This is a genomic window from Cohaesibacter celericrescens (assembly GCF_002866925.1).
In the GTDB taxonomy this organism is placed as follows: domain Bacteria; phylum Pseudomonadota; class Alphaproteobacteria; order Rhizobiales; family Cohaesibacteraceae; genus Cohaesibacter; species Cohaesibacter celericrescens.
Genome location: NZ_PKUQ01000031.1, coordinates 358,811 through 382,604 on the forward strand (window position 1 = coordinate 358,811; position 23,794 = coordinate 382,604).

General features: G+C 51.3%; 21 protein-coding genes. 17 read left to right on the forward strand and 4 right to left on the reverse strand.

Going from position 1 to position 23,794, the window contains the following annotated elements; genetic code table 11:
- Positions 1-25: 25 nt before the first annotated feature.
- Positions 26-1,246 (reverse strand): glycerophosphodiester phosphodiesterase family protein, encoded by a 1,221-nt coding sequence (locus C0081_RS16010; RefSeq protein WP_101534819.1) that lies wholly within the window; start codon positions 1,244-1,246, stop codon positions 26-28.
- 163 nt (positions 1,247-1,409) lie between these two features.
- On the opposite strand from C0081_RS16010, the gene C0081_RS16015 reads away from it, so the two are divergent.
- The 17 genes from C0081_RS16015 (at position 1,410) to lpdA (ending at position 21,182) form a co-directional block, all read left to right on the forward strand.
- Positions 1,410-2,471: a MaoC family dehydratase gene (locus C0081_RS16015; RefSeq protein WP_101534820.1), complete on the forward strand. Its 1,062-nt coding sequence runs from the start codon at positions 1,410-1,412 to the stop codon at positions 2,469-2,471.
- Between the two features lie 431 nt (positions 2,472-2,902).
- Entirely contained in the window at positions 2,903-3,307 is a 405-nt protein-coding gene (sdhC, locus tag C0081_RS16020) for a succinate dehydrogenase, cytochrome b556 subunit (RefSeq protein ID WP_101534821.1), read from the forward strand.
- Between the two features lie 18 nt (positions 3,308-3,325).
- Positions 3,326-3,700, forward strand: coding sequence for a succinate dehydrogenase, hydrophobic membrane anchor protein (sdhD, locus tag C0081_RS16025; RefSeq protein ID WP_101534822.1), 375 nt, complete (start codon positions 3,326-3,328; stop codon positions 3,698-3,700).
- A 7-nt stretch (positions 3,701-3,707) separates the two neighbouring features.
- Complete coding sequence (sdhA, locus tag C0081_RS16030) at positions 3,708-5,555, forward strand: succinate dehydrogenase flavoprotein subunit (RefSeq protein WP_101534823.1); 1,848 nt, start codon at positions 3,708-3,710, stop codon at positions 5,553-5,555.
- A gap of 106 nt (positions 5,556-5,661) precedes the next feature.
- On the forward strand, positions 5,662-6,444 hold the full coding sequence (locus tag C0081_RS16035; protein WP_101534824.1) for a succinate dehydrogenase iron-sulfur subunit: 783 nt from the start codon (positions 5,662-5,664) through the stop codon (positions 6,442-6,444).
- Positions 6,445-6,742: 298 nt separating this feature from the next.
- Complete coding sequence (locus C0081_RS16040) at positions 6,743-7,195, forward strand: arsenate-mycothiol transferase ArsC (RefSeq protein ID WP_180966925.1); 453 nt, start codon at positions 6,743-6,745, stop codon at positions 7,193-7,195.
- A gap of 275 nt (positions 7,196-7,470) precedes the next feature.
- The gene (fbaA, locus tag C0081_RS16045; protein WP_210200529.1) at positions 7,471-8,553 is read left to right on the forward strand and encodes a class II fructose-bisphosphate aldolase; all 1,083 of its coding nucleotides are present in this window, start codon (positions 7,471-7,473) and stop codon (positions 8,551-8,553) included.
- 500 nt (positions 8,554-9,053) lie between these two features.
- Entirely contained in the window at positions 9,054-9,521 is a 468-nt protein-coding gene (locus C0081_RS16050; RefSeq protein ID WP_180966926.1) for an AprI/Inh family metalloprotease inhibitor, read from the forward strand.
- A 97-nt stretch (positions 9,522-9,618) separates the two neighbouring features.
- Positions 9,619-10,182: an AprI/Inh family metalloprotease inhibitor gene (locus tag C0081_RS16055; RefSeq protein ID WP_101534828.1), complete on the forward strand. Its 564-nt coding sequence runs from the start codon at positions 9,619-9,621 to the stop codon at positions 10,180-10,182.
- 178 nt (positions 10,183-10,360) lie between these two features.
- Positions 10,361-11,506 (forward strand): cell division protein ZapE, encoded by a 1,146-nt coding sequence (gene zapE / locus C0081_RS16060; protein WP_101534829.1) that lies wholly within the window; start codon positions 10,361-10,363, stop codon positions 11,504-11,506.
- A 153-nt stretch (positions 11,507-11,659) separates the two neighbouring features.
- Entirely contained in the window at positions 11,660-12,625 is a 966-nt protein-coding gene (gene mdh, locus C0081_RS16065) for a malate dehydrogenase (RefSeq protein ID WP_101534830.1), read from the forward strand.
- Positions 12,626-12,766: 141 nt separating this feature from the next.
- On the forward strand, positions 12,767-13,963 hold the full coding sequence (sucC, locus tag C0081_RS16070) for an ADP-forming succinate--CoA ligase subunit beta (RefSeq protein WP_101534831.1): 1,197 nt from the start codon (positions 12,767-12,769) through the stop codon (positions 13,961-13,963).
- Between the two features lie 4 nt (positions 13,964-13,967).
- Positions 13,968-14,879 carry a succinate--CoA ligase subunit alpha gene (gene sucD, locus C0081_RS16075; protein ID WP_101534832.1) on the forward strand — a complete coding sequence of 304 codons (912 nt, stop codon included), beginning with the start codon at positions 13,968-13,970 and terminating at the stop codon, positions 14,877-14,879.
- 124 nt (positions 14,880-15,003) lie between these two features.
- On the forward strand, positions 15,004-17,985 hold the full coding sequence (locus C0081_RS16080) for a 2-oxoglutarate dehydrogenase E1 component (RefSeq protein ID WP_101534943.1): 2,982 nt from the start codon (positions 15,004-15,006) through the stop codon (positions 17,983-17,985).
- Between the two features lie 38 nt (positions 17,986-18,023).
- Positions 18,024-19,250 carry a 2-oxoglutarate dehydrogenase complex dihydrolipoyllysine-residue succinyltransferase gene (odhB, locus tag C0081_RS16085; RefSeq protein WP_101534833.1) on the forward strand — a complete coding sequence of 409 codons (1,227 nt, stop codon included), beginning with the start codon at positions 18,024-18,026 and terminating at the stop codon, positions 19,248-19,250.
- A 28-nt stretch (positions 19,251-19,278) separates the two neighbouring features.
- The gene (locus tag C0081_RS16090) at positions 19,279-19,761 is read left to right on the forward strand and encodes a hypothetical protein (RefSeq protein ID WP_146006483.1); all 483 of its coding nucleotides are present in this window, start codon (positions 19,279-19,281) and stop codon (positions 19,759-19,761) included.
- A gap of 20 nt (positions 19,762-19,781) precedes the next feature.
- Positions 19,782-21,182 carry a dihydrolipoyl dehydrogenase gene (gene lpdA / locus C0081_RS16095; protein ID WP_101534835.1) on the forward strand — a complete coding sequence of 467 codons (1,401 nt, stop codon included), beginning with the start codon at positions 19,782-19,784 and terminating at the stop codon, positions 21,180-21,182.
- A gap of 76 nt (positions 21,183-21,258) precedes the next feature.
- Here the strand turns inward: lpdA and C0081_RS16100 are convergent, their stop codons facing one another.
- The 3 genes from C0081_RS16100 to fsa form a co-directional block, all read right to left on the reverse strand.
- Positions 21,259-21,669, reverse strand: coding sequence for a hypothetical protein (locus C0081_RS16100; RefSeq protein ID WP_146006484.1), 411 nt, complete (start codon positions 21,667-21,669; stop codon positions 21,259-21,261).
- Between the two features lie 271 nt (positions 21,670-21,940).
- Positions 21,941-22,903 carry a tyrosine recombinase XerC gene (locus C0081_RS16105; protein ID WP_101534837.1) on the reverse strand — a complete coding sequence of 321 codons (963 nt, stop codon included), beginning with the start codon at positions 22,901-22,903 and terminating at the stop codon, positions 21,941-21,943.
- Between the two features lie 124 nt (positions 22,904-23,027).
- Complete coding sequence (fsa, locus tag C0081_RS16110) at positions 23,028-23,681, reverse strand: fructose-6-phosphate aldolase (protein WP_101534838.1); 654 nt, start codon at positions 23,679-23,681, stop codon at positions 23,028-23,030.
- Positions 23,682-23,794: the final 113 nt, after the last annotated feature.

A 23,794-nucleotide genomic window follows, 5' to 3' on the forward strand; every position in this document is an offset into this window, starting at 1 on the left:
ATGCAAACGGGATTGATTCGGCTTGTTATTTCAGGCCCATGCAATTGGCGAAAAATGTGGTGGTGGCCGGCCAGTCGGAGAAGACGTTGGAAACGCCGATTCGATTCGCCAATACGTCAAGCAATTCATAAACCGCTCCGTCATTGTCGACGATGTTGTTGATGGATTGATAATACCAACCGCCGCCGGTGGTGAGTGGGCCGGAACGCTCTAGCGACCATGCGATGATGTTCAAACCTGCGGCCTTGGCTTGGGTGGCATAGATGGAAGGAACGATCTTGCCGTCTTGTGCTGTGACCAGCATCCAAAGGGGCGGAGCGATGTAATTGACGCCCATGTCTTTGAGCGCTTGCATCGATGGCTTGAAACTGTTGGCATCCATAATGTCGATTTGTTTGCTGTTGCGGCCATCAAGATAGACGGCCTGTTTGCCGAACGCGGGCTCATGTTTGATCCAGTATAAAATATCGTCGAGGTTGAAGCTTTGCACCCAGACATCAGAGGCTGGCACACCGGCGGTTTTGTAGTCGTCGATCAACATCTGGGCATAATTTTCTTGGCTCATGCCATCATAGGGCATGGTGACCGAAGGGGATTTGAGCTCCGGGGTGAATTTAACACCCAGTTGCTTGAGCAAAGTAATTGAGTCTTTGTGAGTCATCAGGGTGCCGGATGTCGCAGCGTAAAGGTCTGTACGCCAACCAGCGGTGCCCTTGATATATTCTTTAGGCGTCGTGGCGGTTTTGTCAGCTGCATCCATCTTGCCCTTCAGGCTTTGGAATTCTGCCAAGGTGATGTCTGAAGTCAGGCATTTGGCGTTGGCTTTGCTGTGCTTTGTGGCGGGTTCAAAAGGCGTGGTGCATTTGGCCGCGAGATCGGTGGTCAGAATGTTGGTTGTGGTGTGCAAGTCTGCTTGCGAATGACGGCAGACCAATTGTTTGTCCTTGGTAAAGGTCACATCGCACTCAACGATACCCGCGCCCATTTGGGCTGCGGCTTTATAGCTCTGGGCGGTGTGTTCGGGGAATTGTAACGGTGCGCCTCGGTGGCCGATCGAAAAGAGAGTGGTTTCCAGTTTTTTACCTGCCAAAAAATCTGCGGCACATGCGGAGAGCTGCTCTTTCAGCGGACCTTGTTGCATTTGATCAACAAGAAAAAAGGGACGAGGGCCGATGGTTGCCGCATGGGCGGCTGTGATGCCGACGGCGAAAGGGATTAGAAGGGACAGCAGAATTTGGGTGCGCATGGAAGCCTCTCGCTGGAATTTGATATGTGTCTATCGCGTGCATCTGAATGTTGATGGACCGTTTGGAATGCAGTGTAGCGTCTTATCCTAACGTTCGAATGACAGTTCTGTTGCGGTGCAATATAGTTTACGGACCCATTGAAGGCGTGTGAGGGAGGGTCTTATGAGCAAAACCAATTCGGGTCGTTATTTCGAAGATTTTACCATCGGTCATGTGATCCGTCACGCTACGCCACGTACCGTGACGCAAGGCGATGTCTCTCTTTATACTGCTCTGTATGGTTCTCGTTTTGCGGTGCAAAGCTCGGATGTCTTTGCCCAAGACATTGGCTATGAGCGGGCTCCGGTGGATGATCTGTTGGTCTTTCACATTGTGTTTGGCAAAACAGTGCCGGATATATCGCTCAATGCGGTGGCCAATCTGGGCTATGCTGGCTGCCGTTTTCTAGCTCCTGTCTTCCCCGGGGATACGCTGGTTGCCAGCTCGGAAGTGATCGGGCTGAAGGAAAACTCCAATGGCAAGACCGGCGTTGTTTATGTGCGCTCAACCGGCTTCAATCAAGAGGATGTGTGTGTTCTTGATTATGTGCGCTGGGTGATGGTGCGCAAAAAAGACCCTGCCATTGCGACGGGGCATGATGCTGTGCCGTCTTTGCCAGCCGCGTTGGCGCCAGACTCGCTGGGAGATGCGGTGCCGATCCTTGATGTTTCGGCCTTTGATACAGATCTTTCCGGCTCGGTCCATATGTGGGACGATTATCAGATCGGTGAGAAAATCGACCATGCAGATGGCATGACAGTAGAAGACGCCGAGCATCAGATGGCGACGCGGCTGTATCAAAATACGGCCAAAGTGCATTTCAATCATTTCATAGAAAGCAAAGGCCGGTTTGGCTGTCGGTTGATTTATGGTGGCCATGTGATGTCTCTGGCGCGTGCCTTGTCGTTTAACGGTCTAGGCAATGCTTTTCATATTGCTGCCATCAATGGCGGGCGTCATGTCGCGCCACTGTTTGCCGGTGATACGGTGTTTGCCTGGTCTGAAGTGATCAACAAAGCGGAACTGCCCGGACGTGAAGATGTGGGGGCGTTGCGGGTGCGGCTTTTTGCCACCAAGGACTGCCCGTGTGCTGCTTTTCCGACCAAGACGGAGGCTGGATATGATCCGGCTGTGATTCTCGATATGGATCTTTGGGTTTTGCTGCCACGGTCTTCCTCCGCCTGAAGACTGAGTGAACGGCTGGCCATTCGTATAGTCTTCGGATTGAGACACTTTCTCATCTGCTGGGCTGTAGCTGGGATGAACGGGATGAAAGCACGGCTGCTGTGTATCGCGCTTGTGGATCTTGATCCGCATGCGTTCTGATTCCCAAGCAAATCAAGTCGGGTTTGAGAAATATCATTTAACTTCTCGCCAAAGCCTTTTAAGCTTGGGTGCGATCCGGCTAATATCCCGTTGATTTATAGGATGGTCCAATGTTTTCGTTTTCGTAACGTAAGCTTTGTATCGTCCGTTAGGCGTATTTTGGACGAAAAATTTGAGTTTCACCCGCTACTGGCTTTGACCAAATGCCAATTTGTCGTTAAGACAACAGGCATGCGAACCAGCTCCTTGGTTACCTTTACGCAAGCGTCACCTGTCGAGGACCGAAAAATATGACAGACGTCGACCTGAAGGGCAAACGCCCTATTTCTCCCCATGTTCAGCAGGGTGCCTATGCCGTCACCTTTTCAATGGCTATTTCCATTAGCCATCGTCTATCCGGTATGGCCCTTTATGCTGGTACTTTTTTCCTTGCCTACTGGCTGATCGCTCTGGCGATTGGACCTGAAGCTTTCGATACTGCGCAGATGCTCTGGGGTTCGATCCTGGGCCGCTTGGTTTTGATGGCCTTCACTTGGGCGCTCGTGCATCACATGCTCGGCGGTATCCGGCACTTCATCTGGGATATTCCTGCGATGATGGAAAAACCGCAAATCGAGTTTCTGTATCGCGCGACCCTGATCGGTGGCATTTTGCTGACCGTGATCCTTTGGGTCATCGGCTACGCAGTAATGTAGTGGCAGGGAGATAGAATAATGAAAACACCTCTTAAAACAATTCGTGGACTGGGCAATACCCACCATGGCACCGAGCATCACTGGATTATGCGCCTCACATCTGTTGCGCTTCTTTTCCTGAGCGTCGGGTTCATCTGGTTTGTGATCTCTGCGCTCAATTCCGATTATGAAAGCGCAAAAGTGCTGGTTGGGCATCCGGTTGTTGCCGTGATGTTGCTGCTTTTTGTGGTCATCGGCTGTTACCATATGTATCAGGGTTCGCTGACCATTACCGAAGACTACTTCCAATGTCAGCTCTATCGGACTGCTTCGAAGATCGCCACCTTCTTTCTTTCAACCGTCGTCGGTACCGCATGTGTGTTTGCTGTACTGAAAGTGTCATTCGGGGGTTAATGATCAGATGGCAAATACCTATAGTATCAATGGCCGCGACTACACGGTTGTCGACCATTATCATGACGTTGTTGTTGTCGGTGCCGGTGGTGCAGGTTTGCGCGCCACACTTGGTATGGCAGAGCAGGGTCTGCGCACCGCATGTGTGACCAAAGTGTTCCCAACCCGTTCGCACACTGTTGCGGCACAGGGTGGCATCGCGGCGTCGCTGCAGAATATGGGCCCAGATAGCTGGCAGTGGCATATGTATGACACCGTCAAGGGTTCTGACTGGCTCGGCGATACCGATGCAATGGAATATCTTGCACGCGAAGCACCCAAGGCTGTGTATGAACTTGAGCATTACGGTGTTCCATTCTCACGCACAGAAGAAGGCAAGATCTACCAGCGGCCGTTCGGCGGTCATATGCAGAATTATGGTGAAGGTCCTGCTGTGCAGCGTACCTGTGCCGCGGCTGACCGTACCGGTCACGCGATCCTGCATACATTGTATGGTCAGTCCATCCGCAACAACGCGGAATTCTACATTGAGTATTTCGGCCTTGATTTGCTGATGTCCGATGAGGGCGTTTGTGAAGGCGTTGTGGCATGGAATCTTGATGACGGCACCATTCACCGTTTCAACGCCAAAATGGTTGTTTTGGCGACAGGTGGTTATGGACGCACTTACTTCTCTGCAACCTCGGCCCACACCATCACCGGTGATGGCAATGCCATGGTTGCTCGTGCAGGTCTGCCTTTGCAGGACATGGAGTTTGTTCAGTTCCATCCAACCGGCATTTATGGCGCTGGCTGTCTGATCACTGAAGGTGTTCGCGGCGAGGGTGGCTATCTGGTCAACTCTGAAGGCGAGCGCTTTATGGAACGTTATGCTCCGAGCGCCAAAGACCTTGCGTCTCGCGATGTGGTGTCTCGTTGTATGACCATCGAAATCCGCGAAGGCCGTGGTGTTGGTCCAAACAAGGATCATATCTTCCTGCATCTGGATCATCTTGATCCTGAAATGTTGGCAGAACGCCTGCCGGGCATTTCCGAATCAGCGCATATCTTTGCTGGTGTGGATGTGACCAAGGAGCCAATTCCGGTGTTGCCGACGGTTCACTATAATATGGGTGGTATTCCAACCAACTATTGGGGTGAAGTGTTGAATCCGACTGCTGAAGATCCGAACGCGATTGCGCCGGGCCTGATGGCTGTTGGTGAAGCAGCCTGTGCCTCTGTGCATGGTGCAAACCGTCTCGGGTCTAACTCCCTGATTGACCTTGTGGTCTTTGGCCGCGCAGCGGCGATCAAGGCCGGTACGATCATCGATCGTGATTCAGCGATGCCGACACCGAATCTTGGTTGCTTTGACAAAATCATGGCCAACTTTGACAAGATTCGCTTTGCTGACGGGTCTACCCCAACCGCCGATATTCGCCTGAAGATGCAGAAGAGCATGCAGAATAACGCTGCCGTCTTCCGTACACAGGAAACATTGGCACAAGGTTGCACCGAGATGAAGGCAATCTGGGGTGAAATGAACGACCTGAAAGTGACCGACCGGTCACTGGTCTGGAACTCCGATCTGATGGAAACATTGGAGCTGCAGAACTTGATGGCTAATGCGATCCCGACTGTTGTTGGCGCAGAAGCTCGCAAGGAAAGCCGTGGGGCCCATTCCCGTGAAGACTATAAAGATGGTGCGTTCAGCGGCCGTAACGATGAAGAGTGGCGCAAGCATACTCTGGCATGGGTGAATGAAGATGGCGACTGTCGCCTAGACTATCGCCCGGTTGTCCTGGATCCATTGACGACCGAGGAAGAAGGCGGGATTGATCTTGCGAAGATCGCGCCGAAAGCCCGTGTCTACTAACAGCCCTTAATGTCGGACAGCTTAGGCTGTCCGGCCTTTTCGAATATGCAGCCCTGATCCGCCAATGATGCGGCTGGGCGAGAACCGAACAATACGGAGCGAAAAGATGGTTGAACTTGCGCTGCCGAAAAACTCAGTGATTAAGGAAGGCAAGACTTGGCCGAAGCCCGAAGGCGCGTCCAACTTGACCGAATTCCGCATCTATCGATGGAATCCTGAAGACGGCAAAAACCCACAGATCGACACCTATTTTGTCGATCGTGATGACTGTGGCCCAATGGTCCTGGATGGTCTGCTTTACATCAAGGATAAGGTCGACGCGACCCTGACTTTGCGCCGGTCCTGTCGTGAGGGCATTTGTGGTTCTTGCGCCATGAATATCGATGGTGCCAATACATTGGCATGTACCTTCGGTATGGATGAATGCAAATCCAAGACAGTTAAAGTCTATCCACTGCCTCATATGAAAGTGGTCAAGGATCTCGTGCCGGACATGAATAATTTTTATGCCCAGCATGCCTCGATCGAACCATATTTGAAAACAGACACCCCTGCACCCGATACAGAATGGCTGCAGTCTCGCGAAGACCGTGCCAAACTGGATGGTCTTTATGAGTGTATTCTATGTGCCTGTTGTTCGACGTCCTGCCCGTCTTATTGGTGGAATGGCGAGCGTTATATGGGCCCAGCTGCGTTGTTGCAGGCCTATCGTTGGTTGATTGACAGTCGTGATGAATATACCGGTGAACGTCTGGATCAGCTTGATCATGTCTATGGCGCTTATCGTTGTCACACCATCATGAACTGCACCAAGGTTTGCCCTAAGGGTCTGAACCCTGCCAAGGCAATTGCAGAAATCAAAAAAATGTTGGTACAACGCGCAATCTAGGCGCGTTTTCACCTGACTTTGTGTTTTGCGTTTGAACCGCCTCCCGGCGTTATGCTGGGAGGCGGTTTTTTGTTGTGAACAGCCTATTCGTTGGCTTGCGGGGTTTGGGTGCGGTTCCGTCCTTTGCGCCTTGAAATTGTCCCAATTGTTGCCCACTTGCTGCTCGTAGTTTGATTGCAAATCGCTGTTTAAAGAACTGGCGTTTTGCTCTGCATGACAATTTGGGGGAATTGTCATGCGTCTGTAGGAAACATCAGATAATTCGCGGCTTAAGCGAAAAATGACACGGGAGGCTACCATGCTGCAGACAAATATTCTGTTTGTGGACGAAACGAACAATGGTCGCAGTATTCTTGCTGAAGCTTATTTTAATAATGGGCTCATGACCGAGGCGCGCGCATTCAGTGCCGGATTCTCTCCAACGCTGGAATTGGATCCTCATGTGTTTGATGTGTTGCGTGAGGAGGGAATCGCACCGGATGATTTTTGCCCCAAGCCTATCGACGTTTTTCTACAGGCCTATTCGCCCAGAATTGACTTGATTGTGGGGTTCAAACCCATGATCAATGCTTACAAATTGCCGATGTTTCCGCATCTCCCACCCGTCACGCATTTGACTATTGAACCGGCACAGGACCGGATTGAACAAAACGGTCGAAGGCGCGCATTTCGAGCGTGTTTTGCGGATGTTAAGATGGCTGTTGATCGTGCGATGGCGACCGGAAAATTACCAAACAACCAAGCAGCCTAAGCGATTTTTTGTCAGCGTTGCAGCGTGGGTTTTTGGCCCCGTTTGTGTGTTTGCCGCGTTGCGCTGCCATCGCATGAAGCACAATGGTCGCGGAATGGCTGGCAATGACGGTGATCAATGATTTATTCTTCTTAACTGCTATAAAAGCGGCCGAAAACCTCTAAAATCCGATGTCTAGCCCTTCTTTCGCTGCAAATAACTGGACGAGAGGGGGGGAATGTTCTATTTCGATAACAAGACTATACCCATCTCGAAGTTACACAGGAGAGATCAGCGTGAGCGGAATCAAACTGCGCCCCGGCGTCGTCACAGGCGATGAATATTTGCAGCTCTTGGATGCCTGCAAAGAAGGTGGCTATGCGCTACCGGCAGTAAATGTCACCGGCACCAACAGCCTGAATGCGGTTATGGAAGCCGCAGCCAAAGCCAAGTCTGATATCATTATTCAGATGTCAAATGGTGGCGCCCAGTTCTATGCAGGGCAAGGCGCTCCTGATCCAATGCGTGCTCGAGTTTTGGGGTCTATTTCCATCGCTCAGCATGTGCAATTGCTGGCTGAAGAATATGGCATTTGCGCTGTTCTGCATACCGACCACTGCAACCGCAAACTTCTGCCTTGGGTTGACGGCTTGATCGAAGCTGGTGAAAAGCATTTCAAAGAAACCGGTCGTCCGCTTTACACTTCTCACATGATCGATTTGTCCGAAGAATCTCTGGAAGACAACGTTCAGACCTGTGCGAAATATCTTGAGCGCATGGCGCCTATGGGTATGAGCCTGGAAATCGAACTGGGTGTCACCGGCGGTGAAGAAGACGGTATCGGTAAAGAGCTGGAAGAAGGCGACGCTGAGAATCCAAGTCTCTACACCCAGCCTTCTGATGTGCTTTATGCCTATGACGTTCTGTCCAAGATCGGTCACTTCACTGTGGCTGCTTCTTTCGGCAACGTGCATGGTGTTTATGCGCCGGGTAACGTCAAGCTGCGTCCTGAGATTCTGAAGCACTCACAGGAAATGGTTGCCAAAGAACGCAATCTGGCTGACAAGCCTCTGAGCCTCGTATTCCACGGTGGTTCTGGTTCTCGTAAAGACCAGATCACCGAAGCTGTTGGTTATGGTGTGTTCAAAATGAACCTCGATACAGATATCCAGTTCGCTTTTGCTGAGTCTGTTGGCGCTAAAGTCATGGAAAAACCGATTGCCTTCCAGCATCAGGTCGATCCAGAAGACGCCACTCCATACAAAAAATTCTATGATCCTCGTAAATGGCTGCGTGCCGGTGAAGAGGGCATGATTGCGCGTTTGCAAGAAGCAATGAATGATTTGGGTTCTGCCGGACGTTCTGTTGCAAGCAAGTAAGCTGCCTGATCTAAACTCTTAAATTAGACCCTCCGGATTGTTCATTCGGAGGGTTTTTTGTTTTGATGCGGTTTGAATCGTCCTGCCTGTGGCATAAACTATTAAGCGCTTTGAAAATAATTCAGAATTTAAACCAAAAATAATTTTGCGCTTCACAGAATCCCCTGTTATCACTGGATTGAGGGGATTGGTTCGCATTCGCACGCGCCACCACCAGGCGTGGAATCGGTGGGCCACGATCAAGAGGATTGCGGTGCTCGATTCGTTGAATCTCCTTCGGCGGTAACGGGGCTGAGGACGGCTGAGGACTTTAAGTGAATAGGCATTCATATATTTTTGTTGTTTTGACTGGCGCCCTTGCTTTGGGCGGATGCGCGGTGTCGAGCAATATGGTGCCATCGCGGCCCAGTGTGGCGTCTGCCCCTGTCGTGTCTAACACCTTGCCTCCACTACCCAGCTTGGTTGCCTCAGCAAGGGACGCTTCTTTGGAGTCTGATTCAATGCCTGAGAAATTTTCTCAGTCTGATCAGAAAATGCTAGCAGTTGAAGCGCCTGATGAATCCGCAGAAGATATTCGTGCGGAGATTCAGCAAGCCTATGCGAATGAAGTCTTGAACAGGCCTGTCATTAGCACTGAACGCAGCAGTCTAAAGCCATTTGTGGGGCGCTGGACATTGGCTACAACGAGTACACGCAGCAAAGTAAAGCAGGTCGGAACCTTGTTGGGAATTTCGGATCGTTGTGAACTGGTGCTGGAAGATGTGAGCGTTGAGTATGGCTACAAGGCTTCTGGCGCGTCTGCTTGTCCGACGAGCCTGTTTATGCTTGACAGCTGGGTTGCATACAACAGTCGATTGGTGCTTAGGGACCATATGGGGGACGAGATCGTCAAGCTGACATCGCGTGGCTCCAACGTCTGGGTGGGTGTGAATAAAGACGGTAACACCGTTATCCTCAACAAATCTTAGGTTATTTTGCTATCATTTACCGCATAATAACCATTATCTCCTTGATAATAGAAGTAAGAGACTCGACCGTTGAGTTGGGTGTCGTAAGGAGAGTGTTATGATTCGCTATTGCGCACTAGGGTGCTTGAGCTTTTTGCTTGTTGGATGTTCGACTGCTGGATTTGATCGATTTGGTAGTAACAGTGCGGCTTCACTGCCCCCTGCACCAACAACACCGGTCGAGAGCCAAGGCCTTAGCCCGCTGGTCTTGGGTGATCAGTCCGGCCAACTGTCTCAGTCCAATCAGCCGATTAACAATGCGATGGGCGCTGAAGCCGAATTTAACGATTTATCTCAGACACCAGTGAATGTTGCCGCACCGTCGACAGCCCGTGCGCTTAGTCGCACAGATGTTTTGGGTGCATGGACGCTGGCGTCGGGTGCCGAACAGTGCAAACTCAATATCAATCTCACCAACTGGACTGGTGGTTATCGTGCTTCCACACGCGGCTGCGTCTCTCCGGATTTGCAGCGGATCAATGCATGGCGTCTGGATGGCAAGCAGGTTGTGTTGTTGGCTGAAGATGGAACGACGACAATTGCACGGCTTTTCTCGACCTCACCTGCGCGATTTGACGGTCAGGCCGATCAAGACGGGCGCGCAGTGTCTTTCTTCCGGTGAGTGCGTGATCGCTTGGGTCCCTGAAATTATCGACATGACTGATGGCGCGTCTTATGGCGCGCTATTTTGTTATAGAGTCATCTGAGTTTTCGTGGTCTATGGCGTCAAAGCCAAATCGGGCATTTGACTAATTTGCAATCGGTTTATCCGATATTTTGATCTTGAAAAGGACAAGTAATTGGGTAGCGAGTTTGGCGTCCATACTGTTTCCGGCCTCTATGATAACAAGGTCGAGCACGGCGAGATTGACCGTGACGAAGAGCAGCGGGCCTTGGCCTTGCGGTTTGACGACTTGCTTGTGGCCATCAGTGAAAAGAGACTGTCGCGTAAGACGTCTTCGTTGGGTTGGTTGTTTGCGCGCCGACAGCCGCCTGAGACTGTTAAGGGGCTTTACGTCTGGGGCGCTGTGGGGCGTGGCAAGACCATGGTGATGGACTTGTTTTTTGATGCCGTGCCTGTGCGTCGCAAGGGGCGCTTCCATTTCCATGAATTTATGCGCGACATGCATGAACGCATCAAGGTCGCGCGATCGGATATCAAATCCGGGCGGATCAAAGGAGATGATCCGATTAAGCCGGTTGCCGATGATTTGGCGCAAGAGTTGCAACTGCTGTGTTTCGATGAATTCTCCGTCTCTGATATTGCTGATGCTATGCTCTTGGGGCGCTTGTTTACACGCTTGTTCGAACATGGCGTGATAATGGTAGCAACATCGAATGTAGAACCGCGCCTTCTCTATAAGGATGGTCTCAATCGGCAGCTATTTCTGCCCTTCCTTGATTTGCTTCAGCACCAGTGTGATGTGATTGAGCTGGATTCCAGAACTGATTTTCGGATGGAGAAATTGGGTGGCGAATTGGTGTATTTGCATCCGCATAATGACGATACAGCGAGACGCTTTCAGAATATGTGGGAGATTTTAATCGACGGTCCTTGCGCACCAAGCGATGCGGTGGTCAATCAGGGGCGCAGTATTCACGTGCCGCAGGCCTATCATGGCTTTGCGCGATTCTCATTTGTCGATCTTTGCGCCAAGCCGTTGGGGGCGTCGGACTATTTACGGCTTTGCGGGCTGTATCACACGATATTTCTGGAAGATATTCCCGCGATGGGGCGGGCCAATCGCAATGAAGCCAAGCGCTTCATTATTCTCATTGATGCTTTATACGATAATCAAATCAGACTGATAGCAACTGCCGCAGCGTCACCCTTTGATTTGTATGGGGATGATAATGGAACCGAGGCTTTCGAGTTTGCGAGAACAACGTCGCGTTTAATTGAAATGCAGTCCAGCGACTATTTGTCGCATAGGGAGAGTGCGTAGTGACCCTGACGTTAGCGGTAAGTCAGTCAAAAGTCTGGTCTTTTATCTGGATTTAAAACTTTCTGTGACTTGAAAAGACAAGGGATTCGCGGTACTCACACCCATCCATTCCCAGTTTTCTGGGAGAACCTTACGTTAAGGGAAATACCTGATATGGCGCGGAATAAAATAGCTCTGATCGGCGCGGGTCAAATTGGTGGCACATTGGCGCACTTGGCTGGATTGTATGAATTGGGCGATGTCGTCCTTTTTGACATTGCTGAGGGCACCCCTGAAGGTAAAGCTCTCGATATCGCGGAGTCGTCTCCGGTAGACGGTTTCGATGCCAAATTTTCTGGCACCCAGTCTTATGAATCCATTGCTGGTGCGGATGTTGTCATCGTGACAGCGGGTATTCCTCGCAAGCCTGGCATGAGCCGCGATGATCTGGTTGAAATCAACCTCAAAGTTATGCAGCAAGTTGGCGCGGGCATTGGTAAATATGCTCCAGACGCCTTTGTAATCTGCATCACTAACCCACTTGATGCGATGGTTTGGGCTTTGCAGAAATTCTCTGGCCTGCCTACCAACAAGGTTGTCGGTATGGCTGGTGTGCTTGACTCCGCTCGCTTCCGTCATTTCCTTGCTGACGAATTCGATGTGTCCGTTCAAGACGTGACTGCATTTGTGTTGGGTGGTCATGGCGATACCATGGTGCCGTTGACACGCTATTCCACAGTTGCTGGTGTTCCTTTGACCGATCTGGTTAAAATGGGCTGGATCGAACAGGATCGTCTGGACGAAATCGTTCAGCGTACCCGTGATGGTGGTGCTGAAATCGTCAAGCTTTTGAAAACTGGTTCTGCTTTTTATGCGCCAGCAACATCCGCTATTGCGATGGCTGAATCCTATCTGAAAGACAAAAAACGCGTGTTGCCTTGTGCGGCTTACCTTTCTGGCGAGTATAATGTTGAAGGCATGTATTGCGGTGTTCCAACCGTGATCGGTGCAGGCGGCATTGAGCGCATTGTTGAAATTGAACTGGATAAGGATGAGCAGGCTCAGTTCGATCATTCTATCGATGCGGTGAAAGGCCTGATTGAGGCTTGTCAGCGTATTTCTCCAGATCTGGCTGACTAAGCTTCGTTGATTTGCACCCTGCCGGCATAAATTGGCCGTCCGGCAGGGTGCGCGATCTGCGATTATTGATAAAGACCACACTGGCGATCGGGGCTGCTCATTTACGGGTCTCGGGTCGGTCTGGATATAAGGGGAGCTCCCATGAATATTCATGAGTATCAGGCAAAGGCCCTTCTGAAGGAATATGGCGCACCCGTCGCAGACGGTATCGCTATTTTTTCTGCTGAAGAAGCCGCCAGTGCCGCAGACAAATTAGGCGGCCCGCTTTGGGTGGTCAAATCCCAGATCCACGCTGGTGGCCGTGGTAAAGGCAGCTTCAAAGAAGCCAGTGCCGGAGAAAAGGGTGGTGTACGCCTTGCTTTCTCAAAAGACGATGTGGTCGCAAATGCCAAGCAGATGCTGGGCGCAACCCTCGTGACCAAGCAAACCAGCGACGCTGGCAAGCAGGTCAACCGCCTGTATATTGAAGATGGCGCTGACATCGATCGCGAATTGTATTTGTCCTTGCTTGTCGATCGCACCTGTGGCCGTGTGGCCTTTGTGGTGTCGACCGAAGGGGGCATGGACATCGAGGCGGTTGCCGAAGAAACGCCTGAGAAAATCCTGACGGTACCTATTGATCCTGATAAGGGTGTGACGGTTGATGACGCGCGTCAGATTTGTGATGCGCTTGGTCTCGCCGATGCGGCCCGCGATGATGGCATTCATTTGTTCCCTCTTCTCTACAAGGCTTTCGTTGAGAAGGACATGGCTCTGCTTGAGATCAACCCGTTGATTGTCATGGAAAATGGCCGTTTGCGTGTGCTTGATGCCAAAATGTCTTTCGATGGCAACGCTTTGTTCCGTCACGCCGACATCATGAAGCTTCGTGATTTGACGGAAGAAGACGGCAAAGAGATCGAAGCCTCCAAATATGATCTGGCTTATGTGGCGCTCGATGGCAATATTGGGTGCATGGTGAACGGTGCAGGTCTTGCGATGGCGACGATGGACATCATCAAGCTTTATGGTGCAGAGCCTGCCAACTTCCTTGATGTGGGTGGCGGTGCGACCACAGAGAAAGTGACCGCGGCGTTTAAGATCATAACGTCAGATCCAAACGTCAAAGGCATTCTGGTCAACATCTTTGGCGGCATCATGCGTTGCGACATCATTGCGCAGGGTGTTTTGTCCGCTGTTAAAGAAGTCGGCCTTAGCGTGCCTCTTGTGGTGCGCCTCGAAGGTACGCGTGTTGAAGAAGGCAAGAAGCTCATTGATGAGAGTGATCTCAACGTGATCCCTGCCGATGATCTGAACGACGCAGCGCAGAAAATTGTTGCTGCTGTGAAGGGGGCGTAATTCGATGTCCATTCTTGTAGACAAAGATACCAAAATCATCGTTCAGGGCCTGACCGGCAAAACCGGCACCTTCCATACGGAACAGGCTCTTGACTATTTCGGCACACAGATGGTTGCTGGTGTTCATCCTAAAAAGGGTGGCGAAACCTGGACCAGCGGTGTTGAAAGCGCTGCTCAGCTGCCGATCTTTGCCACCGTAAAGGAAGCGAAAGCGGCCACTGGTGCCAATGCTTCGGTTGTTTATGTGCCGCCTGCAGGGGCTGGTGCGGCAATCATCGAAGCGATTGAGGCTGACATTCCTTTCATCGTTTGCATCACCGAAGGTATTCCGGTTGTTGATATGGTGAAAGTGAAACGTCGCCTTGAGACGTCAAACTCTCGCCTGCTGGGCCCCAACTGCCCCGGTGTTATGACCCCTGATGAATGTAAAATCGGTATTATGCCCGGTTCAATTTTCAAAAAGGGTTCTGTCGGCATTGTCTCCCGGTCGGGTACTTTGACCTATGAAGCTGTGTTCCAGACCACCAACGAAGGTTTGGGGCAATCCACGGCTGTCGGTATTGGTGGCGATCCGGTCAAGGGTACGGAATTTATTGATGTGCTTGATATGTTCCTAGATGACCCTGAAACGGAATCAATCATTATGATTGGTGAAATCGGTGGTTCTGCTGAAGAAGAAGCGGCTGAGTGGCTCAAAGAACAAGCTGCCAAGGGCCGTAAAAAACCAATGGTTGGCTTTATTGCTGGTCGGACTGCGCCTCCTGGCCGTACAATGGGTCATGCGGGTGCCGTGATTTCTGGCGGTAAAGGCGGTGCCGAAGACAAAATCGCAGCTATGGAAAACGCAGGAATTCGCGTTTCTCCATCCCCGGCGAGCTTGGGTACCACTTTGGTTGACTTGCTCAGCGGTAAATAAAAGCGCGACACTATGACACTGCCGCGAGGTAAAGTCCGAACTTTACCTCGCGGCTTTCCCCTTCCTCCGGCAATGGTGCCGGCGACGAGAAAGAGTGCCGGACGAAGGTTCGGCTATGGTGGCGATGGCACGTCAGGATGCAAATGAAGCGTTCGCGTTATCTTCCTTTTTGTATGGTGGTAATGCGTCCTATATTGAAGATCTTTATGCCCGTTATCAGCAAAATCCCGGGTCGGTAAAAGAAGAATGGCAAGTCTTCTTCAGGGATTTACATGATAATCAGGGTGATGTTCTTGCAAGCGCCCGTGGCGCCTCGTGGGGCCGGGCTGATTGGCCGCTTCCTGCGTCTGGTGACATGGTTTCTGCGTTGGGAGACTTTGGTGTTGACGAGCAGGCGCTTAGCGCAAAGCTGAAAGGCAAGGCTCAATCGCAAGGTGTTGAGCTCAGCGATGAAGCGGTGCAACAGGCGACTCGCGACTCGGTTCGGGCCCTGATGATGATTCGCGCCTATCGTATGCGCGGCCATTTTCATGCCGATCTTGACCCGCTCAAGATCGCGGAGCGGCAAGATCACGAAGAATTGCATCCGACCTCATACGGCTTCACCGAGGCGGACTATAGCCGCAAGATTTTCATTGACCATGTGTTGGGCCTTGAATTTGCAACCATTCCCGAAATGCTCGAAATTCTGCGGCGGACTTATTGTTCGACGTTGGGTGTCGAGTTTATGCATATTTCCGATCCGGCCGAAAAAAGCTGGATTCAGGAGCGCATCGAAGGGCCGGACAAGCATATTGAATTTACCCATGAGGGTAAAAAAGCCATTCTCTACAAACTTGTCGAAGCTGAAGGCTTTGAGAAGTTTCTTGATCTTAAATACACTGGCACCAAGCGGTTTGGCCTTGATGGTGGTGAAGCGCTGATCCCTGCACTGGAGCAAATCATCAAACGTGGCGGTGCTATGGGGGTGCAAGAGATTGTGCTCGGTATGGCCCACCGTGGTCGTTTGAATGTGCTTAGCCAAGTGATGGGCAAGCCGCATCGCGCCATTTTCCACGAATTCAAAGGCGGGTCTTATACCCCTGATGATGTGGAAGGATCGGGCGATGTGAAATATCATTTGGGCGCATCTTCGGATCGCTCGTTCGATGATAACAATGTGCATTTGTCACTGACTGCCAACCCCTCTCACCTTGAGATCGTCAATCCGGTTGTTTTGGGCAAAGCGCGCGCCAAGCAAGATCAGATTGCCGCCGGTGACGGGCCCTTTATCGATACCACCGAAGTGGGCCGCACAACGGTGCTGCCGTTGTTGTTGCACGGAGATGCAGCCTTTGCAGGGCAAGGTGTTGTCGCTGAATGTTTGGGGCTTTCGGGCCTGCGTGGCCATAAAACTGGTGGATCGATCCACTTTATTATCAACAACCAGATTGGCTTTACGACCAATCCGCGTTTTTCGCGCTCTTCGCCCTATCCTTCCGATCTGGCCAAGATGATCGAAGCACCAATTTTGCATTGTAACGGGGATGACCCCGAATCTGTGGTGTTTGCCGCCAAGATCGCGACGGAGTTCCGTCAATTGTTTGGCAAACCCGTCGTTATCGACATGTTCTGTTATCGCCGGTTTGGGCACAATGAGGGTGATGAGCCTGCGTTTACCCAGCCGTTGATGTATAAGCAGATCCGTCAGCATCCAACCAGCCTGCAGCTTTACGCAGACAAGCTGATTGCGGACGGGGTGATCACGGCTGAAGATCTCGAAGGCATGCGTGCGGATGTGCGCAAAGTCCTGGACGAAGAGTTCGAAGCTGGGCAGTCTTTCTCGCCGAACAAAGCCGATTGGTTCGATGGCAAATGGGCTGGCCTTACGACTGCCAGTGCCGAGGATGATCGTCGGTCCGGAGATACCGGTGTTGAAGTGGAAGACTTGCGGGCCATTGGCGCCAAGCTGACAGGCATTCCGGAAGACTTCAATGTGCATCGTACGATCAAACGGTTCCTGACCAACCGCGCAACAATGATGGAAACCGGTGACGGTATCGATTGGGCAACGGCTGAATCTCTGGCCTTTGGATCGTTGGTCAAAGAAGGGCATCCGGTTCGTTTGTCCGGACAGGATTGTGAACGTGGGACTTTCTCCCAGCGTCACACGGTGCTGTATGATCAACAGGACGAAAGTCGCTACATTCCGCTCAACCATATTGCCGATGGGCAAGAGCGTTATGAAGTGATCAACTCTATGTTGTCCGAAGAAGCTGTGCTTGGCTTTGAATATGGCTATACGCTGGCTGAACCGAATGGTTTGACCTTGTGGGAAGGCCAGTTCGGTGACTTTGCCAATGGCGCGCAGGTGGTGTTTGACCAATTCCTGACGTCGGGCGAACGAAAATGGTTGCGCGCATCTGCTCTGACCGTTCTGTTGCCTCATGGTTATGAAGGCCAGGGCCCTGAACATAGTTCTGCACGACTTGAGCGCTTCTTACAGTCCTGCGCGGAAGACAATATTCAGGTAGCAAACTGCACCACACCTGCTAACTATTTCCACATTCTGCGGCGTCAAGTGAAGCGGTCATTCCGTAAACCACTTATTTTGATGACACCCAAAAGCCTGTTGCGTCACAAGCGTGCGGTTTCCAATTTAGCCGAACTGGGTGCTGGCAGTACATTCCACCGTGTTTTGTGGGATGATGCAGAGATCCGCCCGAAGCAGGAAATCAAGCTGGCATCGGATGACAAGATCCGTCGTGTCATTCTGTGTACTGGTAAAGTCTATTACGATCTGTATGAAGAGCGTGAGAAGCGCGGCATCAATGATGTCTATTTGATGCGCATCGAACAGCTTTATCCATTCCCTGCCAAAACACTGATCAAAGAACTGTCGCGCTTTAAGCAGGCAGACATGGTTTGGTGTCAGGAAGAGCCGAAAAACCAGGGTGCCTGGTTCTTCATTGAGCCTTATATGGAATGGGTGCTGAACCAGATTGAGGCGAAGATCAAACGGCCTTCCTACGTGGGCCGTCCTGCTTCCGCTGCAACCGCTACCGGCCTCATGAGCAAGCATCTTGCTCAATTGCAGGCCTTCCTTGATGATGCGTTCGCCGAGTAACCGGCTGACCTAGACGATACAAATGTGAGAAATAACAAATGGCTACGGAAATCAAAGTCCCAACTTTGGGCGAGTCTGTGACCGAAGCAACCATCGGTCAGTGGTTTAAGAAAACAGGTGAAGCGGTGCAGGCCGATGAGCCTCTTGTGGAACTGGAAACCGATAAAGTGACCATCGAAGTGCCAGCTCCTGTGGCTGGTACTATGGGTGACATTGTTGCTGCGGAAGGTGAAACTGTCGAAGTTGGCTCTCTGCTTGCGATGTTGATGGAAGGTGCTGGCGCAGCCGCACCTGCGCCGGCCGCTGCTGCTAAGCCGTCCGACGCTGAACCAACGGCCCCAGCTGCTGCTGCACCTGTAGCACCAAGCTCAATGCCTCCTGCTCCAGCTGCTGCCAAAATGCTTGCCGAGAAAAAAGTTGACGCATCCGCTGTTGCTGGTTCGGGTGTGCGCGGTCAAGTTCTTAAAGGCGATGTAATCAACGCAATTGCAGCTGGTGCTACTGCACCTGCCGCCGCTGTTGCTGCTCCTGTCGCTAGCCGACCGGCATCTGTCGCAGAAGACGCTGTGCGAGAAGAGCGTGTTCGCATGACAAAATTGCGTCAGACTATTGCGCGCCGTTTGAAAGATGCTCAGAACACTGCTGCCATGCTGACTACGTTTAATGACGTTGACATGTCCGCAGTGATGAATCTGCGCAAAGAATACAAAGATCTGTTCGAGAAAAAACACGGTGTACGTCTTGGCTTCATGGGATTTTTCGCCAAGGCTGTCTGTCAGGCCCTGAAAGAAATTCCGGCTGTTAATGCCGAGATCGACGGCACAGATCTTGTTTACAAGAATTTTGTGCATTTGGGTGTTGCGGTTGGTTCGCCACGTGGTCTTGTTGTACCTGTAGTGCGTGATGCGGACCAAATGTCTATCGCCGAAATCGAGAAGTCCATTGGAGAGTTCGGACGTCGTGCGCGTGACGGTCAATTGACCATTGCAGAAATGCAGGGCGGTACCTTCACCGTTTCCAACGGGGGTGTCTATGGCTCTATGATGTCGACGCCTATCCTCAACGCACCGCAGTCCGGTATTCTGGGTATGCATCGCATTGAAGATCGTCCTGTTGTGCGGAATGGTGAAATAGTCATTCGTCCCATGATGTATCTGGCTTTGTCCTATGATCACCGGGTCGTTGATGGCAAAGAAGCCGTGACGTTCCTCGTTCGGATCAAAGAAGGTCTAGAAGATCCTCAGCGTTTGGTGTTGGATCTTTAAGCTTTAATCATTCGAGACGGGGCAGTTGATGCCCCGTTTCTGTTTGGTTCGATGGTGTGATATGGGGCGTTCTCAGACGCTTAAGAAAGGCGAGAGATTGGCCGTTTCTTTAAAAATTGGAAGTTGGCTTTGTGCCTTCTTCGTGATTTTTTCAGCCCTCGTTTGGCTGATTGGCGGATTTCTCGTTTCTAGTGCGATATCAAACAATGCTGCAACGGTGTCGGGATTGGAATTGATCCCCCAGATTTTCTGGCCTGTACGGGCGATTGTCTCGGCGCTGGGGGTTGTTGGTGCCATCATTCTTGTTTTGTCACGCCCGTCCTTTTTTCGGGTGTTGTCCGTCTGGTTTGCTTCCGAGTTGGCGCTCGTTGCGTGGCTTTATGCGACCGGTTTTCTTGTTTCTCAATTCGATAGTCTGGATAGCGTACGCAATTTGGTCATTTTGCAGATATGCGGTTTCTGCGTTGTGCTGTTTGCGTGGGTGAAGCACAATGTGCTCTATCGATCTTAGTTCCCTCAGGAGTGAACAAAATGTCTTATGATCTTGTTGTGATTGGTACGGGCCCCGGCGGCTATGTTTGTGCTATCCGCGCCGCGCAGCTCGGCTTGAAAGTGGCTGTTGTTGAAAAACGAAAAACCCACGGCGGCACTTGTTTGAATGTGGGGTGTATTCCTTCTAAGGCCTTATTGCATGCCTCTGAGCTGTTCGAAGAGGCTGGGCATGATTTTGCCAATATGGGCATCAAGGTTGGCACCCCTGAACTGGATCTCAAGGCCATGATGGGGCACAAAAATGAAGTCGTTGACAGCAATGTGACTGGCGTGAATTTTTTGCTCAAGAAAAACAAGATCGATGTTTTTCACGGTTTGGGTAAAATTCTTGCTGCTGGCAAAGTGCAAGTCACGCCGGATGAGGGCGATGAACAAACGCTTGATGCCAAGAATATCGTCATTGCGACTGGTTCTGACGTGGCCAATCTGCCCGGCATCGAAATAGATGAAAAACAGATTGTATCTTCCACTGGCGCGCTGGAGCTGGACAAGGTGCCTGGCAAACTGATCGTGGTTGGTGCTGGCGTGATTGGGCTTGAGCTTGGCTCAGTCTGGCGTCGTTTGGGCTCTGAAGTGACGGTTGTTGAGTATTTGGATCGTATTTTGCCCGGTATGGATGGCGAGATCGTCAAAAATGCCCAGCGCATGTTTAAAAAGCAGGGCTTTGATTTCAAACTCGGCTCCAAGGTTACCGGCGTTAAAAAAGACAAAAAAGGCCTCAAGGTTACAATTGAGCCTGCTGCCGGTGGCGATGCATCGCAGTTAGACGCAGATGTGGTTTTGGTCGCGATTGGTCGCCGTCCTTACACCGACGGTCTGGGCCTTGAAGAGGTTGGTGTAGCTCTGGATGACCGCGGTCGCGTGGCGACGGACGGACATTTCAAAACCAATATAGACGGTATCTATGCAATTGGTGATGTGATCGTCGGACCAATGCTGGCACATAAGGCTGAAGATGACGGCGTTGCGCTGGCCGAAATTCTGGTCGGTCAGGCTGGGCATGTTGATTATAATCTTGTCCCGGGTGTTGTTTATACCATGCCGGAAATTGCGGTTATCGGTCAGACTGAAGAACAGCTGAAAGACGCTGGTATTGCCTACAATGTTGGCAAATTCCCCTTCACCGCCAATGGCCGCGCCAAAGCGCAGCGCCATACGGACGGGTTTGTTAAGATTTTGGCTGACAAGGCCAGTGACAAGGTTCTGGGTGTCCATATGATTGGCGCAGGGGTTGGCGAGTTGATCCACGAGACATCCGTGCTGATGGCCTTCTCTGGCTCTGCAGAGGATTTGGCGCGCACCATCCATGCCCATCCAACGCTGTCAGAAGCCGTAAAAGAAGCGGCCTTCGCAGTCGACAAACGCGCAATCCATATGTGAGCCCGTTCAGGGGATGGCAATCAACCGTTAGGAAAAGGCTGCTGTTTGGCAGCCTTTTTTTCAAACGGAGGGTCTTTTATTTTTTCCATAAAACGAAAGAGCGGTTGCCGTTTGGTTTCCGGGAATCGTGGAAGTCGTCCAAAACTTTGGCATCCATGCGTCGTCCGTTGATGGAGACTGTTACTGTGCGCTTGGCATAAAATGTGTTGTAGCTAACGGTCAGTCGATTGCCACTTGTCTCTTTGGCAATGGCGCGGCCCCAAGTGCAATCTCGTGGTGCGCAAGCGGTGTATGTTTTAACCTGAATATGAGGCACTGTTTCGGCTGTGCAGATTTCCCGGATTTCCAGTTTGGTGATGTCCGATTTGTATCCGGCGAATGGGTTGACCCAAGTGCCTAGAGACAGGGACTGGATACACCCTCCGGCTTGTCCGTTGGCAGTTGTTGCCAAAAGAGCGAAGAGTAATATTGCGGCCCGATACATCATCAGTTTCCTCCGGAATTTCGATTGTTGCTAGCCCGACAGTAGGACGGATGTCTTGGATGTGGGTGCAAGCAAAGGAATGGTTTGGGAACCGTTTAGTCTTTCATATAGTGATTTATTGATCCAATTTTTCTGCAAAAGATCCTCGTACAGCACCGTTCGCGGCACTTGGTAATGACCCTATCATAATTGTGTTACGGCGCTGTTAATAGAACCATAAGATTTGGTTTGTTTTGGATGAGTCTTTAATACCGAATTCCTCGCACTTCGTGGTTCAGGAACGAGGATGTGCTTTTTGGTAAATATCCATCAATTCGGACATTTCTACCTCGGTATAGCTTTGTGTGGTGGACAGGCTGGCGTGGCCCAGAAGCTCTTGGATGGTGCGCAGGTCGCCGCCATTGGCCAAAAGATGCGTGGCAAAAGAATGCCGCAAACCATGTGGCGTTGCGCTGTCGGGCAAACCAAGTGCCCCGCGCATTGTTTCGACGGTTTTTTGCACGATGCGTGGGCTGAGTGGACCGCCACGGACGCCTCGGAACATCGGCTCATCGGGTTTTAGCTCAAACGGGCAGAGCGAAACATAATGATCCAGAGCCTTTTGCACCACGGGCAAGACGGGAAGTCGGCGTTGCTTTCCTCCTTTGCCGGTGACCGTCAGGGCATCCTGTCCAGAGAAGGGGGCTGTCTTGAGGGTCAAGGCCAGCGCTTCGGAAATCCGCAAACCAACTGCATAGAGCAATAACAGCACGGTGCTGTCACGGGCCGTGACCCATGCCTCGGTTGCTAGCGACTGGCTCGGGTCGACCAGCATTCTGGCTTTATCCATTGTCAGGGGTTTGGGAAGAGATTTCGAATATTTGGGCGTTTGAATGGCATTGAAGGGTGCAGAGGTTGCTTGCCCGCGATCTTCTAGATGACGGACGAAAGATCGGACGCCGGCCATGATGCGCGCAAGGGAGCGCGATGTGATACCTGTCTTGCGGCGCTTGGCCATGAAGGCGCGAATGTCAGCAGGGCGAAGCGATGGGAAATGAGATAAATCAGCAGGCTCGCCCATGTGTGCTGTTAGAAAGCTGAGGAACTGATCCAAGTCCCGATCATAGGCTTGCAATGTTGCTTGTGACAGACGGCGCTCATTTGCAAGGCTTTGCAGCCATGCTTGTTGAGATTGGCGCAAGGCTGGTGTGGCGATAATAAGCGGTGCATTGCCTGTTGCTGCCGTTTTGGGGGCCATGTTGGTCTCTATCCGGTCCGAATGGCGTTCAGGGTGTTGCGAATCAAAAACCCCGATGCCTTATTCAAACATCGGGGATAAGCTTTACTCAACATTTAAGGCGATAGCCTGATGGCTTTTGCCCTTAAACGATAGATTGGCCTGTTTTTGACCAATCAGCCAAGAAGGCTTCGAGACCTTTTTCAGTCAGAACATGGTTGGCAAGGCCCTTGATCACCCCTGGAGGGATGGTTGCAACATCAGCGCCGGCCAATGCGCATTCTTTTACATGGTTGGCTGTGCGGATGGATGCAGCCAGAATTTCTGTTTCAAAACCGTAATTGTCATAAATGGTGCGAATGTCTTCAATCAGTTCCATGCCATCGATGTTAAGGTCGTCGAGGCGGCCGATGAATGGGGAAATGAAGGTTGCACCAGCTTTGGCAGCCAGAAGGGCCTGATTGGCGGAGAAGCACAAGGTCACATTGACCTTATGGCCTTGGTCTGTCAGGGCTTTACAGGCTTTCAGGCCTTCAATCGTCAATGGCACCTTGATACAAACATTTTTGGCGATTTTTAGCAGTTCTGCAGCTTCGGCCAACATGGCTTCGCATTCCAGAGCGGTCACTTCGGCAGAAACGGGGCCATCGGTAAGCTCACAAATCTCTGCGATGACTTCTTTGAAATCACGGCCGGATTTTACGATCAAAGACGGGTTTGTGGTAACACCATCGATCAAGCCAGTAGCCGTCAGCTCGCGAATGTCGTTGGTATCAGCAGTATCTACGAAGAATTTCATTGTGCTCAGAGCTCCGTTTCCGTTAGCCATAGGTCCGTACAATTTTCCCGATTGGAAATGCTTGTCGGATTTGCTTATGTTCCTTAAACCAAAGTGGGGCAAAGGTCAGCCCC

Bases quoted from the DNA above. Each gene is read 5' to 3' on its own strand.
- C0081_RS16010 (WP_101534819.1), bottom strand. From the start codon at position 1,246: ATGCGCACCCAAATTCTGCTGTCCCTTCTAATCCCTTTCGCCGTCGGC.
- C0081_RS16015 (WP_101534820.1), top strand. From the start codon at position 1,410: ATGAGCAAAACCAATTCGGGTCGTTATTTCGAAGATTTTACCATCGGT.
- sdhC (WP_101534821.1), top strand. From the start codon at position 2,903: ATGACAGACGTCGACCTGAAGGGCAAACGCCCTATTTCTCCCCATGTT.
- sdhD (WP_101534822.1), top strand. From the start codon at position 3,326: ATGAAAACACCTCTTAAAACAATTCGTGGACTGGGCAATACCCACCAT.
- sdhA (WP_101534823.1), top strand. From the start codon at position 3,708: ATGGCAAATACCTATAGTATCAATGGCCGCGACTACACGGTTGTCGAC.
- C0081_RS16035 (WP_101534824.1), top strand. From the start codon at position 5,662: ATGGTTGAACTTGCGCTGCCGAAAAACTCAGTGATTAAGGAAGGCAAG.
- C0081_RS16040 (WP_180966925.1), top strand. From the start codon at position 6,743: ATGCTGCAGACAAATATTCTGTTTGTGGACGAAACGAACAATGGTCGC.
- C0081_RS16050 (WP_180966926.1), top strand. From the start codon at position 9,054: ATGCCTGAGAAATTTTCTCAGTCTGATCAGAAAATGCTAGCAGTTGAA.
- C0081_RS16055 (WP_101534828.1), top strand. From the start codon at position 9,619: ATGATTCGCTATTGCGCACTAGGGTGCTTGAGCTTTTTGCTTGTTGGA.
- mdh (WP_101534830.1), top strand. From the start codon at position 11,660: ATGGCGCGGAATAAAATAGCTCTGATCGGCGCGGGTCAAATTGGTGGC.
- sucC (WP_101534831.1), top strand. From the start codon at position 12,767: ATGAATATTCATGAGTATCAGGCAAAGGCCCTTCTGAAGGAATATGGC.
- sucD (WP_101534832.1), top strand. From the start codon at position 13,968: ATGTCCATTCTTGTAGACAAAGATACCAAAATCATCGTTCAGGGCCTG.
- C0081_RS16080 (WP_101534943.1), top strand. From the start codon at position 15,004: ATGGCACGTCAGGATGCAAATGAAGCGTTCGCGTTATCTTCCTTTTTG.
- odhB (WP_101534833.1), top strand. From the start codon at position 18,024: ATGGCTACGGAAATCAAAGTCCCAACTTTGGGCGAGTCTGTGACCGAA.
- C0081_RS16090 (WP_146006483.1), top strand. From the start codon at position 19,279: ATGCCCCGTTTCTGTTTGGTTCGATGGTGTGATATGGGGCGTTCTCAG.
- lpdA (WP_101534835.1), top strand. From the start codon at position 19,782: ATGTCTTATGATCTTGTTGTGATTGGTACGGGCCCCGGCGGCTATGTT.
- C0081_RS16100 (WP_146006484.1), bottom strand. From the start codon at position 21,669: ATGATGTATCGGGCCGCAATATTACTCTTCGCTCTTTTGGCAACAACT.
- C0081_RS16105 (WP_101534837.1), bottom strand. From the start codon at position 22,903: ATGGCCCCCAAAACGGCAGCAACAGGCAATGCACCGCTTATTATCGCC.
- fsa (WP_101534838.1), bottom strand. From the start codon at position 23,681: ATGAAATTCTTCGTAGATACTGCTGATACCAACGACATTCGCGAGCTG.